Origin of the sequence: Comamonas sp. Y33R10-2 (genome assembly GCF_019355935.1) — a bacterium.
GTDB lineage: Bacteria > Pseudomonadota > Gammaproteobacteria > Burkholderiales > Burkholderiaceae_C > Comamonas.
The window spans coordinates 817,375-833,111 of sequence record NZ_CP079925.1; the positions used below are offsets into that span (position 1 = coordinate 817,375).

General features: G+C 57.3%; 11 protein-coding genes. 8 read left to right on the forward strand and 3 right to left on the reverse strand.

Annotated elements, in window-relative coordinates; genetic code table 11:
• Positions 1-19: 19 nt before the first annotated feature.
• The 8 genes from KUF54_RS03650 to KUF54_RS03685 all read left to right on the forward strand — a co-directional run bounded on the left by KUF54_RS03650 (position 20) and on the right by KUF54_RS03685 (position 11,464).
• Entirely contained in the window at positions 20-1,861 is a 1,842-nt protein-coding gene (locus KUF54_RS03650; RefSeq protein WP_255576278.1) for a long-chain-acyl-CoA synthetase, read from the forward strand.
• Entirely contained in the window at positions 1,854-2,921 is a 1,068-nt protein-coding gene (locus KUF54_RS03655; protein WP_219345336.1) for an MBL fold metallo-hydrolase, read from the forward strand. The genes KUF54_RS03650 and KUF54_RS03655 overlap by 8 nt, the downstream gene beginning before the upstream one ends.
• A 12-nt stretch (positions 2,922-2,933) precedes the next feature.
• Positions 2,934-4,127, forward strand: coding sequence for an acyl-CoA dehydrogenase family protein (locus KUF54_RS03660; protein WP_219345338.1), 1,194 nt, complete (start codon positions 2,934-2,936; stop codon positions 4,125-4,127).
• A 130-nt stretch (positions 4,128-4,257) separates the two neighbouring features.
• Complete coding sequence (locus tag KUF54_RS03665) at positions 4,258-5,385, forward strand: acyl-CoA dehydrogenase family protein (RefSeq protein WP_219345340.1); 1,128 nt, start codon at positions 4,258-4,260, stop codon at positions 5,383-5,385.
• A 1-nt stretch (position 5,386) separates the two neighbouring features.
• On the forward strand, positions 5,387-7,102 hold the full coding sequence (locus tag KUF54_RS03670; RefSeq protein WP_219345342.1) for a class I adenylate-forming enzyme family protein: 1,716 nt from the start codon (positions 5,387-5,389) through the stop codon (positions 7,100-7,102).
• Positions 7,103-7,380: 278 nt separating this feature from the next.
• Positions 7,381-8,760, forward strand: coding sequence for a DUF1329 domain-containing protein (locus KUF54_RS03675; protein ID WP_219345344.1), 1,380 nt, complete (start codon positions 7,381-7,383; stop codon positions 8,758-8,760).
• A gap of 35 nt (positions 8,761-8,795) precedes the next feature.
• On the forward strand, positions 8,796-10,289 hold the full coding sequence (locus KUF54_RS03680) for a DUF1302 domain-containing protein (protein ID WP_255576279.1): 1,494 nt from the start codon (positions 8,796-8,798) through the stop codon (positions 10,287-10,289).
• A gap of 80 nt (positions 10,290-10,369) precedes the next feature.
• Positions 10,370-11,464, forward strand: coding sequence for a dienelactone hydrolase family protein (locus tag KUF54_RS03685; RefSeq protein ID WP_255576281.1), 1,095 nt, complete (start codon positions 10,370-10,372; stop codon positions 11,462-11,464).
• 185 nt (positions 11,465-11,649) lie between these two features.
• Here KUF54_RS03685 and KUF54_RS03690 read toward each other — a convergent pair whose 3' ends face one another.
• The 3 genes from KUF54_RS03690 to KUF54_RS03700 are packed head-to-tail and all read right to left on the reverse strand — an operon-like array spanning position 11,650 to position 15,619.
• On the reverse strand, positions 11,650-12,114 hold the full coding sequence (locus KUF54_RS03690) for a nuclear transport factor 2 family protein (RefSeq protein WP_219345348.1): 465 nt from the start codon (positions 12,112-12,114) through the stop codon (positions 11,650-11,652).
• On the reverse strand, positions 12,114-14,618 hold the full coding sequence (locus tag KUF54_RS03695) for an RND family transporter (RefSeq protein WP_219345350.1): 2,505 nt from the start codon (positions 14,616-14,618) through the stop codon (positions 12,114-12,116). Before KUF54_RS03695 ends, KUF54_RS03690 begins: the two co-directional genes overlap by 1 nt.
• Complete coding sequence (locus KUF54_RS03700) at positions 14,615-15,619, reverse strand: YCF48-related protein (RefSeq protein WP_255576282.1); 1,005 nt, start codon at positions 15,617-15,619, stop codon at positions 14,615-14,617. Before KUF54_RS03700 ends, KUF54_RS03695 begins: the two co-directional genes overlap by 4 nt.
• Between the last annotated feature and the right edge of the window lie 118 nt (positions 15,620-15,737).

A 15,737-nucleotide genomic window follows, 5' to 3' on the forward strand; every position in this document is an offset into this window, starting at 1 on the left:
AGAAACAAGGAGACAAGGGATGACCACAGCAACGATGACACGTGAGATAGCGGCCCCGATGGGGGCGCTCATCTCGCGTGAGGAAACACAAAAAAAACTCGATGGTCGCTCGGCTGTTGTCATGAAGTACGTGGCAGACATGCCCCATACGATTGCAGATCGCTTTGAGGAATGTGCACAGCGACTCGCTGACCGCCCCTTTCTGCTGGAAGGCGACGAAAGCTACACCTATGCACAGCTCAACAGCCGTGCCAATCAGGTAGCCCGTGCGCTGGAGGCACAAGGTGTGCGCAAGGGCGATGTGGTCGCCATGTCGCTGGAAAACCGTGCGGCCTTCTTCTTCGTCTGGCTGGCTGTCAACAAGCTGGGAGCTGTCTCGGCCTTCATGAACACCTACATTCAGGGCAAGCCACTGGTGCACAGCCTGAGTGTGACGAATACCAAGTTCGTGGTGGTGGGGGAAGAGTGCGCTGCTCTGTACGCGGCCACAGAAGATTTGCCGGCCGTGAAATATCTGCACTGGCCTGATGCAGACCGTCCGGCGGATGCCAAGGTGCTGGCGCAGTTCGGCCCGGACTTGGAACAACTGTCACAAGGTCTGGATACGGCTAACGGCCCTGCTGAATGGCGCGCAGGTGTGGTGGGCGGGGATACCGCGCAGTACATCTTCACGTCGGGCACCACAGGTCTGCCCAAGGCAGCCGTGGTGAGCCACGCGCGCTGGCTGATGTCTGGCGAGTCCATGCAGGTGCTGTGGAACATCCAGCAAAACGACCGTTTCTATTGCTTCTTGCCCATGTACCATGCCGCAGCCTCCATGTCTGCGACGGGTACCGCGCTGTGCGCCGGTGCCAGTGTGGTAGTGCGCCGCAAATTCAGCCGTAGCGAGTTCTGGAGTGACGTTCGTCGCTACGGCATCACGTTCTGCCAGTATGTGGGCGAAATCTGCCGCTTCTTGCTGAGCGTGCCGCCTGCCGCCAATGACAGAGAGCACACGCTGTGCAAGATGTCGGGCACCGGCATGACACAGGAAATCTGGCAACAATGGTCCGAGCGTTTCGGCAGCCATTTCCAGATCTTTGAAGGCTGGGGCAGCACTGAGGCCAACGCCAGCACCATCAACGTGGATAACCGCATTGGCTCTTGCGGTCGCGTTCCGTTCTGGGAAAAGACCAATCTGCGACTGGTCAAGTACGACCAGGAGACGGGTGAGCATGTTCGTGATGCCAATGGCTTTTTGCAACTGGCCGATGTGAACGAACCCGGTGAAGCGTTGGGGATGCTGATTCAGTACCCCGGCGTGATGGCTGGCCGCTTCGAGGGTTACACCAGCGCTGAAGCCACCGAAAAGAAGATTTTGCGCAATGTGTTTGCCGAGGGTGATGCCTGGTGGTCGTCGGGTGACTTACTGCGTTGCGACGAAGATGGTTACTGCTGGTTTGTGGACCGCATTGGCGATACGTTCCGCTGGAAGAGTGAAAACGTGTCGACCATGGAAGTGAGCGATGCCTTGGGCGATTTCAAGGGGCTGGATGCCATTACGGTCTATGGCGTGCAAGTACCTGGTCACGGTGGCCGTGCTGGCATGGCTGCTCTGGTGATGCAGGAAGGTGTGGCGTTTGACCCCAAGGAGTTTTGGAGTCTGGCTCTCAAGCGTCTTCCTCGCTACGCCGCGCCCCAGTTTGTGCGCCTGATGGCTGCGCCGGACATGACGGGCAACTACAAGCTGCGTAAGGTGGATTTGCAGAAGCAGGGCTACGACAGCACGCAAACCAGCGACCCGCTGTTTGTACGCAACGACAAGCTGCAGACCTATGTGCCAGTGACAGACGCCAGCGTCAAAGAGGCTCTGAGTGCATAGGGAGCCAGTCAAGGAGCGTGAGCGCATCAAGCCGCCTGATGTGCTGAACTACCCGTTCGAGCCGCCCAAGGCTGACGGCAGTCATGTGGAAATTGCGCCGGGCCTGCTGTGGTTGCGCATGCCCATGCCCATGACGCTGGACCATATCAACGTGTATCTGCTGCGTGATGGTGAGGGGTGGGCGGTGGTGGATACCGGTCTTGGCATTCCCCGGACTTTCGAGCTGTGGGAGCAGATTTTCACGGAAAAGCTGGCGGGTCAGCCTTTGACGCGCTTGATTTGCACCCACTGCCACTATGACCATGCGGGCGCTGCACACTGGTTGCAGGAGCGCTTTGACGTGCCGCTGCTGATGACCTATGGCGAGTTCATGATGCTGCGCTCGCTGATGGGCCCGCCTCCTGATCCGATGCCGCAATCGCACTGTGACTTCTATGCCAAGGCGGGTGTGACAGATGAGGAACTGGGCGTCATGGTCAGTGCCATGCGCAAAGATCCTTTTATGCCCAAGCATCCTCACAGCTACCAGCGCATTCGCCCCGGTGAAGTGCTACAGATTGGTGAGCGCAAGTGGCGTGTAGTGCTTGGAGAAGGACACTCTCCGGAGCATGCGTGCCTGTACAACGAGGCGGAAGGCATTTTGCTGGCCGGCGATCAGGTCCTGCCGCGTATCACATCTAACGTGATGGTCACGCCGATCGAGCCCGAGGGCAATCCACTGAAGTACTGGATGGACTCTTTGCATCGCCTGCGTGAGTTGCCCGCCAATACGCTGGTTTTGCCTTCGCATCAGGGTGTGTTTTATGGTCTGCACGAGCGGCTGGATCAGGTGCGCGAGCACCATGAGCAGCAATTCGATCTGATCAAAGAGCACCTGCTCGAAGTTGGCAAGGCCAGCGCGGCTGAACTGATGGTGGTGCTGTTTCCCCGATTGCGCGGACCGATTGATCGGCTCATGGCACTAGGGGAAACCATAGCGCATTTAAACCTGCTCAAACATGCTGGCGTGCTTTTACGTCAGTCTGGCACGGGCAAGATTGAGTACTTCTCGTTGGCATAAGGTAAAGAAGCCATGACGGAACTAGAAACATTCAAACAAGAAGTCGCTGCTTGGTTGCAAGAAAACTGCCCGGCCAGCATGCGTCGTCCTATCGTCTCGGAAGAAATGGTGTGGGGTAGCTCCAAGCTGGAGTTCATCAGCGAAGACCAAAAACTATGGTTTGAGCGCATGCGCGACCGTGGCTGGTTTGCACCCTCATGGCCCAAAGAATATGGCGGTGGTGGCCTGAGCCCCAAAGAAGCGCGCATTCTGGAAACTGAGATGGCGCGTCTGGGCTGCCGCCAGCCTCAGTACAACCTGGGTGTGTGGATGTTGGGCCCCGTGTTGGTTGAAGTGGGCACGCACGAGCAAAAGCTGGAGCACTTGGTGCCCATGATGCGCGGCAAGCAGCGCTGGTGCCAGGGCTTTTCCGAGCCCAATGCGGGCTCCGACTTGGCCAGTCTCAAAACATCAGCCAAGCGCGTGACGGATGAGCAGGGCGAAGCCTATATCGTCAACGGCGGCAAGATTTGGACGTCGGATGGTGACAAGGGCGACTGGATGTATGCGCTGGTGCGTACCGACAGCGGCGCGAAAAAGCAAGAAGGCATCAGCTTCATCCTCATCGACATGAAGAGCCCCGGCGTGACGGTCAAGCCCATTGAGTTGATCAGTGGAAAGTCTAGCTTTTGCCAAGTGTTCTTTGACGATGTGCGCGTGCCGGTGCGTCAGTTGGTTGGCAAGGAAGGCGAAGGCTGGGCGCTGGCCAAAAAGCTGCTCCAGCACGAGCGTGCCGCCATGTCCAAGTTCACCGAAGGCGGTGCTCCATCGCACGATGCGGTGAAGTCTGCACTGCCTTACATCGTGGATGAGCAGGGTCAGGTCAACGATGCAGTGCTGCGTGACAAGCTCGCCAGCGTACTGATGGACTCACAGGCTTTTGGCTTGACACACCGCCGCGTGACGGAGAAAGCGCTGGCACGACAGGATGTTTCTGGCCCTTCTAGCATTATGAAACTGGTGCAAACCGAGCAAGAAGTGTCTAAGTACGAGTTGCTTGAGCAAGCGATGGGTCTGCGTGGCTTGGGCTGGGAAGGTGACGACTTTAGCGCTGATGAGCTGGAGGTTTGCCGTGCTTGGCTGCGCTCTAAGAGTTACACGATTGCCGGCGGAAGCTCGGAAGTGCAGCTGAACATCATCGCTAAGCGAGTCCTAGAGTTGCCGTAACCCTTGGGGCGCTTGGCGCCTTCCTCCAAGGAGGGGGCCAAGATCGCTGCCGGGCGGCACTTACTGGCTGCCGCGAATGTGGTCTGGCGTAGGTATTACGGATAACGAAATAAAAAATGGAGACAAGAAAATGACCATGCTTTTGTCGCAAGAGCAAGAATTGCTCAAGGACAGTGCTGTTGCCTTTTTGGCCGAAGAAGGACCCGTGGCTCAGCAGCGCCGCCTGCGTGACGAGAAGGTTGAGCAGGGCTTTGACGCCCAACTGTGGCAGCAGATGGTGGAGATGGGCTGGCCTGTCGCCGTGCTGCCTGAAAATCACGATGGTTTGGCCGCAGGCTATCTGGGTATGGGCGCTGTATTTGAGGCTATTGGGCGCAATTTGTCGGCTCAGCCTTTGCTCACTCAAGCAGTCATCGCCCCGGAGCTTCTGATTCGCGCAGGCTCTGCCGCGCAGCAGTCGCAATGGCTACCTTTGCTGGCGGCTGGCGAAGCGCGTATTGCGCTGGCGACCGATGAGCAGTCGGGCGAGCATCTGCCTGCCAAGCTCAATACCGTGGCGACTCAAACCAGCGCGGGCTGGAGCCTCAGCGGGGAGAAGTATTTTGTGATCGACGGTGTGGGTGCTACGGCTTTTGCAGTGCTGGCTGCATCTGGTGAAGGCGCACCGGGGCTGTGGTTGGTGCCTGCGGATGCTCCTGGCGTCACGGTTCATCGTCAGTCCTTGATTGATAGCCGCAATATGGCGCGTGTGCAGTTTGACCAAGTAGAGCTGACGGCCGAAATGGCCCTGGTTGCCATGCCTGCCGCTAAAGCGCTGGATGAAGTGCTTGACCGTGCGCGTGCTTGCATGGCCTCTGAAGCACTGGGCTTGATGCGCGAAGTTTTTGAGCGCACCGTGTCGTACCTCAAAGAGCGTGTGCAGTTTGATACGGTGATTGGCTCTTTTCAGGCCCTTCAGCATCGCGCATCGCGCCTGTATGTGGAACTGGAGTTGCTGGAAAGCTGCGTGCTGGCCGCCCATGAAGCCATTGACTCTGGCAAAGAAACCCATGTGGCCGAGCTGGCCAGTCTGGCCAAGGCCAAAGCCGCTGATTTGTGCGAGAAGCTTTGCAATGAAGCCGTTCAGCTGCACGGAGGTATTGGCGTGACCGATGAGCTCGATATTGGGCTGTTCTTTAAACGCGCACGTGTGTTGCAGCGGCTGCTGGGGGATGGTGGTTTTCACCGAGCCCGCTTTGCTCAGCTGAAAGGATTTTGAGATGACGACAGAGACCTGTGCCGCGCCCACTATTGGCGAGCAAATCAAGGGCGTTCGCGCTCAGCTGACCTCGCCCGGAGCGCCGTTTGAAATCCAGCAAATCACGCTGGCTGATGGCCGCAATGTGTCGGCCTATTGCAATGCTTTTCAGAACCTGCCCCAGTTCATCAACGCCGGGCGCGCCCACGGTGCAGCTGAATTTCTGGTGTATGGCGACGACCGCTGGACGTTTGATCGTTTCTTTGCCGCAGCTGATGCGCTGGCCAGTCGCCTGCAAAAGCTCCATGGCCTGAAGGCCGGTGAGCGCGTGGCCATTGCCATGCGTAACCGCCCCGAATGGGCAGTGGCGTTTGCGGCTGTGGCTTTGCTGGGTGCAGTGCCCGTGCCGCTCAATAGTTTTGGTTTGAGCAGCGAGCTGATGGCGAACCTTGAAGACACCACGCCTGTCATATTGTTTTGCGATGCAGATCGCTATGCACGCGTCAAGGACGCTATCGCCGGTCAGCCAATCACGACGGTGGTGGTCGACGGCGAGGGTGGCGATGCCAGCTGGGCTGAGCTGACGGCGGCTGGTCACGACGGTTTTGCCCCGCCGCAGCTGGACTCTGATGTGCCAGCGCTGGTCCTGTTCACCTCGGGTGCAACCAGCCGTGCCAAGGGCGTTGAGTCAACGCATCGCGCGGTATGCCAAGGCTTGTTCAATATTGACTTCATTGGCGCATTGGCTGCAGTGACATCGCCCGATGCGATTGCAGCCATCATGGCGCGCCAGTTGCAGCCCACTACGCTGTCTGCGGTTCCACTGTTCCACGTCAGCGGCCTGCACGCGCAGTTTCTGGTCAGCTTGCGTCATGGTCGCCGCCTGATCTTTATTCACCGCTGGGAGCCTGAAAATGCGGCCGATCTGATCCGTAAGGAAAAAGTCACCCAGTTCAATGGCGCACCCAGCATGGTGCAGCAGCTCATCAGCTTGCCGGGCTTTGAGCAGCCAGAGAACTCGGGCAACCTTTCTGGAGTTGGCTTTGGCGGCGCAGGCCTGCATCCGCGCTTGATTGATGAGGTGCTGGGCAAGTTCAGCGGCCGTATGTCCGGCATCGGCTTTGGCTTGACGGAGTCCAACGGGGTCTGCGCAGGCAGCTCTGGGCGCATGTTTGAGGCGCATCCTCGCAGCTCCGGTGTGTTGTCTCCCATCATTGAGGTTCGCATTGCCGATCTGGATGGGACGGCCTTGCCTGCCGGATCAGCAGGAGAAATCTGGCTGCGCGGTGTGACCCTGATGGAGCGCTATTGCGGCGATGCCGAGGCTACGGAAAACGCCATGCGCGGCGGCTGGTTCCATACAGGGGACATAGGTGTTCTGGATGAATCGGGATTTTTGACCATCGTTGACCGTATCAAGGATGTGATCAACCGCAGTGGCGAAAAAATCGCGGCAGCTGAGGTCGAGTCCTGTTTGCTGCAACACGAAGCACTGGAAGAGGCCGCCGTGTTCTCCATGCCGCATGAGGTGACCGGTGAGCAGGTGGTTGCCGTGGTGGTGGGCAAACCCTGGAGTCTGGTGACGCCTGAGGCCTTGCGTGACTTTGTGGCGCAGCGCCTGGCAAGCTACAAAGTGCCGACGAAGATCATGGTGCGTAAGCAGCCTTTGCCACGCAATCCTGCCGGAAAGATGCTCAAGGCAGACATTCGTAAAGAGTGCGCTCACCTGATGAGTTAATGCACTGTTCTGGGTTGTCCTAGGACTTTCCCCAGAGTCTTCAAAAAGCCTGCTGCCGCGACATGCGTCAGCAGGCTTTTTCATTGGGGGAATTCACTTTTATGGCCTATGTGGACTAGGCCTCTAGGGTCTGTCAGTAGTCTTCTCAGACGATGGGTTTAAGGCTTGGCTCAAGCAGTATGCAACTGCCTGCAAACGGCAAAACACAGGGGCTCGGCGAGGCATGTATGTCGTTTGTAGCACCCGTCAAGAAAAACTCTAGAACCTAGGAGACAGAGATGAAATTTGTGACTGCAAAGACTCCACTGGCAGTGGCAGTGGGCTTGTTAGTGGCAACGTCGGTATGGGCGAAGGTACCGGCTAGCGAGGCAGAGCAACTGGGCAAAGAGCTGACTTGTGTTGGCGCGATCAAAGCCGGCAACAAGGACGGCACTATTCCAGAATTCACTGGCAAATGGCTTGGCGCTCCTACCGGTGTTGCCCATGTCCAATCCAGTGGCAAGCACCCCGTGGACATCTATGCAGATGAAAAACCGTTGTTCTCCATCACATCGGAGAACATGGCCAAGTACGCAGACAAGCTGAGCCCCGGCCAAAAGGCGATGCTGCAAAAGTATTCCAAGACCTACCGCATCCCAGTGTATGCAGGTCACCGCGATTTCCGCTACCCCGATGACGTCTGCGCCATTGCCAAAAAGAACGCAGTTGAAGCGGAAGTCACCAATGGCGGTCTGTCGCGTACCGGCTACATGGGTGCTATCGGTTTCCCGATTCCTAAAAATGGCCTGGAAGTCATCTGGAACAATCTGCTGCCTTTCCGTGCTTACACAGAGCGCACTTTGCGTGACAGCGCCAACGTGCTCTCCGATGGCTCCGCCACATGGGGTCGCACAGAAAACACCAACTTGGACATGACCAGCGCGCCAGTCGGCCGTGGCAAGCCCGTGGAAGGTGTCATGGCATACACCATGAACAAGACCTTGGCACCACAGCGTGAAAAGGGTGGCGTGACCAATTCGATTGAGCCCGTCAACTTCTTCAAGGACAAGCGTCTGGCATGGAACTATGACCCCGGTACACGCCGCGTGCGTCAACTGCCAGAGTACGGTTTCGATCAGCCCATGGCTGGCACCGGCGGCAAGATGACGATCGACTCCGACCGACTGTTCAATGGTGCTCCTGAGCGCTATGACTGGAAACTGATTGGCAAGCAGGAAATGTTTATCCCTGCCAACACTTTGAAGTTGCATCAGCCAACAGTGAAGTACGCCGATTTGCTCAAGCCCAATCACGCCAACCCTGACTTTATGCGCTATGAACTGCGCCGCGTTTGGGCAGTGGAAGGCACGCTCAAAGAAGGCTATCGCCACCTGTACGGCAAGCGCGTTTTGTTTGTGGACGAAGACACTGGCCAAGCCATTGCTTCCGATATGTACGACGCCCGTGGTCAGTTGTGGCAGCACGCCATCATCAACACGTACTACTCGTATGACCTGAACGCTTGGCACGCTGGCACTTCGTTCTATCACGACATGAACTCCGGCTCGTACATGGCCTACAACTTGTTCCAAGAGCGCCCCATCGGCCCCATCTTGAACAAGGGCGACCTGACACCCAACATGTTCACGCCTGAAGCTGCCCGTAACGCCGGTAACTAAGTTTTATCAACGAGCGACTGACTATGAAAAATAACATGAAGAAACTCACCCCTGTAGCCCTGGCAGCACTGCTGTCACTGGGTATGGGTGCTGTCCACGCGGGGGAGACGGTTGATCTGGGTGATGGTCTCAAGTTCGACTGGCGTCTGAACATGAGCTATGGCCTGGGTGTTCGTATGAGCAATCCTTCTCCGGTGATTGCATCTGACGGTAACAACAACTTCAAGAAGGGGGCGTTGACAGCGAACCGACTTGGCGCTGTGTGGGAAAGCCGTTTGTCCAAGGGTGACAGTGGTTTTGTGCTGAATGCCAGTACTTTCTATGACGATGTCTACCATGGCAGAAATGACAACAAGGGTCCCATCAGCACGCCTGGTCCTGTGAATGAGTTCACTTCGGCTGCCAAGCGTTATGGTGGCGGTTATTCCCGCCTGCTGGACACCTATGCCTACACCAGCTTCAACATGGGCGAGACCCGCGCCACCGTGCGTCTGGGTAAGCAGGTGGTGAACTGGGGCGAGTCCATGTACTTCGCCAACATTGCTGGTGCCCAGGGCCCCAGCGATGCAGCTAAGGCGGCTTCTCCTGGTGCAGAAATAAAGGAAATTTTGCTGCCTGAAGACCAGATTTCCGCATCTCTGGAAGTTAGCCCTAACCTGTCGCTGCTGGCGCACTATCAGTTTGGTTTCCATGAGACCTTGTTGCCTGCAGTGGGCATGTACACCAGCACCGCCAACGTAGTGGGCCCAGGCACAAGCTGCGCTGCAGCGCTGCCTGGTGGCTATTGCCCTCCCGCCTATGCGTACAAGGGTGATATTCGTCCTAGCAACTCCGGTCAGTTTGGTATCGGTGGTCGCTATCGCGTGACGCAAGAGACGGAAGTGGGTCTGTATTTCCTGAATTACAACGACCGCTCGCCAAGCGTGATCATGGGTGCTGATGGCTACCGCATCAAGTATTTTGATGACATCAAGATGCTGGCGTCCACCGTGAGCACCACCTTTGGCAAGTTCTCTGCCTTTGGTGAAGTCAGCTACCGCGACGGCACGCCTGTGTCGAACAACGCCGGTGTTGTTCGCGCCAAAGTCGTTCAAGGTAACGTGGGTGGTATCTTGAATATCGGCCGCACCGCTTTCGCCCATGACGTGAGTCTGGCCGCTGAAATCTCGGGCGCTCGTGTCATGAGCGTTGAGCAAGGCAACATTGATGCGCTGACCAACAAGACGCGCAACTCTTTGGTGGCTGGCGCAACGCTGACCTTGGGCTACCCCGGTATTTTTGAAGGCTGGGATTTGAACGTGCCCTTTAGCTACAACACCCAGATCAGCGGTCGCTCGACCGTGGGCACTTTTGGTGGTGGTCAGGGTGACAGTCGCGTGAGCGTTGGTGCAACCTTTGTTCGCAAGAGCAATCTGTCGATTAACGTCGCCTACATCAACTATCTGGGCAATCCTTCGGTCGATGGCCTGCGCTATCACCCCATGACAGACCGTGACCAGTTGTCAGTCACAGCCAAGTACTCGTTCTAAGTACTGCGACGACTCAACCTCACAAAAGCCCGGCTCTCCGGGCTTTTGTGTTTGCCCGTTGATGTAAGGAGATGCAAGTGATGATGGAAAAAATGGCCATTCCTTGTTGGGCGATTGCTCTGAGTTTTTTGAGCTCGACGGCATCGGCTCAGAACATGTTCGATGCTTTGCCACCCTTGCCAAGAATCGCTCCTATGATGCCGCCGACAGTGCTGCATGGTGAGACGCAGGGTGAGATTCGTTTCAAGTCCAGCAGCCCCTATGACTTGGATGTGCTGCTCAATCAGCCCGCCAAGGCCGAGGTGACCATGGGCATGGGCAAGCTATTTTTGCCCAAGGGAGCCAGTGAGAAAAGGCGGGTGCCAGCCATGGTGGTGCTACCCGGCAGCGCTGGCGCCATCCCTGGGCGCGAGAATGAAACGGCTCAGATGCTGGCGGACAACGGCATTGCCGCACTGCTGGTGGATAACTTCAAGCCGCGCGGCATCAGCGAAGAGATGCCTTATGCGCTCAAGATCATGGGAACTTCAGAGTTTGATGCCGTGGCCGATGCTTATGCGGCGCTCAAAACTTTGAACAAGCACCCGGCCATTGATGGCTGGCGTATTGGGGTGATGGGGTTTTCTAAAGGTGGGATTGCTGCGCGCATGAGCATGGATGCCCGCATTCGCGACAAGCTGGCACCTTTTATTCAACCTTTTGCCATGCATGTGGACTTTTACGGCCCTTGCTACGCGCTGCTGCAGTCGCAAAAAACGACGGGTTCGCCACTTCTGAGCTTTCGAGCGGGTGAGGACGCATCGAATGACTTAGTGGCATGCGCACAGCAAGAAACTATCTTGCGTAAAGCCGGCTCTGATGTGAGTGCGGTGGTCTATGCCAAGGCGGGTCATGATTGGGAAAGTAATCAACCGCGTGAGATGACGAATCGCCCCTATTTGGCGGGATGCACGATTGAATTCAATGACAAGGACTTTCCGGTCTTGAACGGCCAGCAACTGATTCCTGCCGGTGCCAAGCCTGATCGCCAGACGCGATATCAAATTCGTGTGCAAAGCGGCAAGGCGCTGGGCGACTGCATCAAGGTAGGCTATATCGCTGGTCGTGATGAGTCAGCACGCAGTCTGGGTGGTAAGCAGCTGCTGCAGTTTCTCAAGACGAAGTTTGAGATGTAGCGTTTTATGAACTTTGAAAAGCTTTGAAAAGGCCAGCTTTTAAGCTGGCTTTTTTTATGCCAAATAGGCCTCAGGTGCAAACTCAATAAGCACAAGAAGCTATGCTTTTGATAGTTTGGTTGGGATTGGCAGACATGAAAAAAGCCGCACAGCGAACTATGCGGCCTGACTACTGACGGGAATCTTCAGGGCTTTGTTGCGGGTTGCAGCACTGAGCGATCGCCAATCTCCAGCAGCATCGTCATGCTGCGCTTTTGAATGCGCCAGCCTTGAGGCATTTGCAGCCATTCGTCTTCATAAAAGCCAATGGCGTCGTAGCGCAGATGAGCACGCTCCCCCAGGCCTTGATGCACTGCACGTACTTGAATCTTGCTACGCGGGCGGGCTGGTTTGCTGGCATCGACTTCCAGATTGCCCAGCAGGTGCTGAGTGGGGCCGCAGCCATCGAGGTGCGTGCTGATCATGCGGCTTACCTTGGCCACACCTTCGCAGGTGTAGCTGCCGCCATAAATCGTGGTGCAGTCAGGCGTGAAAACCTGCTGCAGCAAGTCCCAGTTGCGTGTGTCGCATGCCGTGGCATAGCGAGTCAGGGTCTGGGCCAGAGCATGTTCGAGAAGAACCTGCTCCAGGGTGCTTGCTGCAGCGTTCATCACACTTTGGCGTTCACGGACGACTGAGGCTCAGGCTTGAGCACTCCACCCGCATGGCTGATGCCACCGGTGCTGCTCGTGCCTGCGCTGCTGCTACCAGCGGCGGCCTTGCTGCCTTGCTGCTTTTGCAGGCGCTTGGCACGGGCCTTGGCTTCAGCTGGGCCGACATTGAGCCAAGCGGCCATGGCGGGCAGCAGGAAGATGGCGCCCAGCATGTTCACCAAGAACATAAAGGCCAGCAAGATGCCCATGTCAGCCTGGAACTTCAGCGCCGAGAAGGCCCATGTTCCCACGCCAATTGACATGGTCAGTGCCGTGAAGATTGCGGCGTTACCGCGTTGGCGCATGGCTTCATAGAAGGCCTCGCGCAGCGAGATGTCGCGCTCGCGCAGCTCGTGCTGCATGCTCTCGAACAAGTAGATGCCGTAGTCCACGCCAACGCCCACACCCAGTGCCACCACGGGCAGCGTAGGCACCTTCAGGCCAATGCCCAGCATGGCCATCAAGGCGTTGCAGAGAATGGACACGATGGCCAAAGGCACGACGATGCACAGCACGGCGCGCCAGCTGCGGAAAGTCAGCCAGCACAGCAGCGTGATGGCGCCGAAGATGGAGCCCAGCATCTGCACTTCAGCGTGCTCAACCGCTTCATTGGTCGCTACAGCCACACCAGCGTTGCCGCCGGCCAGCAGGAACTTGACGTTAGGTGTCTTGTCGGCCGCGATGAAGTCTCGCACTTCGTTGACCACATGGGTCAGCGTCGCGCCTTCGTGGTTCTTCAGGAAGACTTGCAGGTTGATGACCTTGCAGCCTTCGGTGTTCAGACCCAGGTCAGGCGACAGAGCCTTGGCGCCGGAGCGCAACGATGCTTCAGTGCGTTGCAAAGCCGCCCAGCGGGGATTGCCTTCGTTGTTGCCGGATGCTGCAATTTTGGCCAGACCGGAGACGGTGGAGACCGATTGCACGCCATCCACACGGCGCATGCGGGCGTCAAAACGCTCGACGGCATTCATCACCTGCCAGTTCAGACATCCTTCTTCGAGGTCGGATGTTTCCACGAAGACGGACAGCACATCCATACCAATGGAGTAGTTACTGATGATGTTGTCGTTGTCGAGGTTGTAGCGGGACTCGGCACGCAGCTCAGGAGCGCCCGTACCCACGTCTCCGGTCAATAGATGGCGAGACTCATAAGTACCCACAGCCAGCAGTACCATGGATACCGCCAGTGTCACCAAAGCGGGTTTCGATTCAGCCAGCGCAGACAGCTTCCACCAGATGGGGTTGCGGCCGTTGGATGTCGAAGAGGGCGCTTGCATGGCCTTCTTTTCCAAGCGCAGATTGGCCAGCACCGCAGGCAAAAACACCTTGTTGGTGATGATCATCAGCAACACGCCCATACAGGCCGTCAGGCCCAGCTCATGCACGATGGGGATGTCGATAACCATGATGACCATAAAGCCCAAGGCGTTGGTCAGCAGCGCCAGTGCACCGGGAATGGCGAGCTTGCGAATCGCGTTCTCAGCGGCGAGCTTGGCGCTCAGGCCGGCGCGCACATCATGCTTCCATGCGCCTGTCATCTGCACAGCGTGCGAGACGCCGATGGAGAAGATCAGGAAGGGCACCAAAATCGACATGGGGTCGATGCCGTAACCAATCAGCGGCAAGATGCCCAGCAGCCAGATCACCGGCAGCAAGGCCACAGCCAGGCCCACCACAGTGAGGTTGGTGGACTTGGTGTACATGCGCAGCATGATGGTGGTGATCACGAACGCGATGGCGAAGAACGTCATCACCGTGCTCAAGCCGTCCATAACATCACCCAGCACCTTGGAAAAACCAATGATGTGGATGGAGATGTCCTTGCTTTCAAACTTGCTGCGAATCTCTTCCAGTCGCTGTGCGACTTCGTGGTAGTCCAGCTTCTCGCCAGTTTTTGGGTCTACTTCCAGCAAGTCAGCGCGCACCATGGCGCTCTTCAAATCGTTGCTGACCAGCGAGCCAATCTGGCCGGACTTGGCCACGTTGGAGCGCACCTTGGCCAGGCCCTCTTCGTTGGCTTCAAAGCGCGATGGAATCAGCACCTCGCCCACGTAGCCTACTTCGGTGATTTCGATGTACTTCACGTTCGGGGTGTACAGCGAATACACCTGACCGCGGTTCACACCGGGGGTGAAGAACACTTCGTCCGTTACGCCGCGCAGCGTATCCAGAAATTCTTTGTTGTAGATGTCGCCTTGCTGGCCCTTCCACTCCACGCTCACCAAAATGCGGTTGGCGCCCGAGAAGGTGCTGGCATGCTTGAGGAAAGCCGTCATGTAGTCATGACGCATGGGGATCAGCTTGTTAAAGCCGGGGTCCAGATGAGTGCGCGTGGCAGAAATGGCCAGTAGCACGGTGGCAATCAGCGTCAGCACGACGATGGATTTGCTCCATGAAATCAGCCAGCGCGCAGTCGCTGCAATCATCCGGTCCAAGCCGCTGGTGGGTTCACTCAAAGTCATTGTTTCGCTCCTTGGTCAGCCGGTGCGGCGGCCTTGGCCTGAGGTGGGGGAAAGGGTTGCAGGCCCGCGTCGCTGGAGATCCAGCCGCTGTCTGGGCCGGTCAAAGTGATGTCGGTCAGGTTGGCGCGGCCCTTGGCGCGCTGCAGCGTGAAGTTCTTGCCTCCGTCTTTGCTCAGGCCCAGCATGCTGCCTTGGCCGACGAGAACAATGGTTCCGTCTTTTTCCTGGGCATGGCCGAAGAAAGAGACGGGGGCCGGAATCGTCGATTTGATCCACTGCTCGCCAGCAGCCGCCTGCACAAAAGCGTTACCACGCATGCCGTAGATCAGCCAGCCGCCTTCGCGGGTGGACATGGCGTTGTAGAACGAGCCGTTGTAGAACTCGGGCTCAACTTGCCACGTCTGGCCAGAGTCAGTTGATTTGATAACCAGACCGCGCTCGCCAACGATCAGCCAGTTCTTGCCGTCTTCAGAGCTGGCAATGCGGTTCATGTGCTTGTCTTCAACTTCAGCGGGCAGCGTCAGTGGGCCCCAAGTCTGGCCGTTGTCTTTAGACGTGATGGCGCGGCCAAAGGCGCCGACGCTTACCCAGTCACCCGAAGGCAGGCGCGCAATCGACATCAGCGGCTCGCCGTTTTCTTTGGAGAAAGCGACTTCCTCCCAAGTGCTGCCTGCATCTTTGGTGCGCAGCATCCAGCCTTCGTGGCCTACGGCAAAGCCCGTCTTTTTATCTGGTGCAAAAGCGATGCTGACGAGCAAGGCCTGACGGTCTTGGCTCAGCTTGGCATGCGTCCAGCTTGCACCCTTGTCGTCAGAGAAAAGGATCTCACCCAATGCGCCTGCAGCCAGCAATCTGCCGCCGGCCTGAGTAATGGTGTTGAAGTGGCTGCGCTCAATGCCGATGGTGGTCGGGGTCAGTGGGGGCGGGGTGCGAGGTGCAAAGGCGAGCGCTGAGGCAAATGCCACCAAGGCTGCTGCACCGATACCGACGGCTGTTTTCACGTTGTCTCCTTGTAGATGCGATACACGCTCGTGCATGTATTCCGAACATAGGAGGCAGGTTCTTGATTTGAGTGCTTTGCAACATCGTCCGAATGGACGTTTGGACAGAGAATTAGGG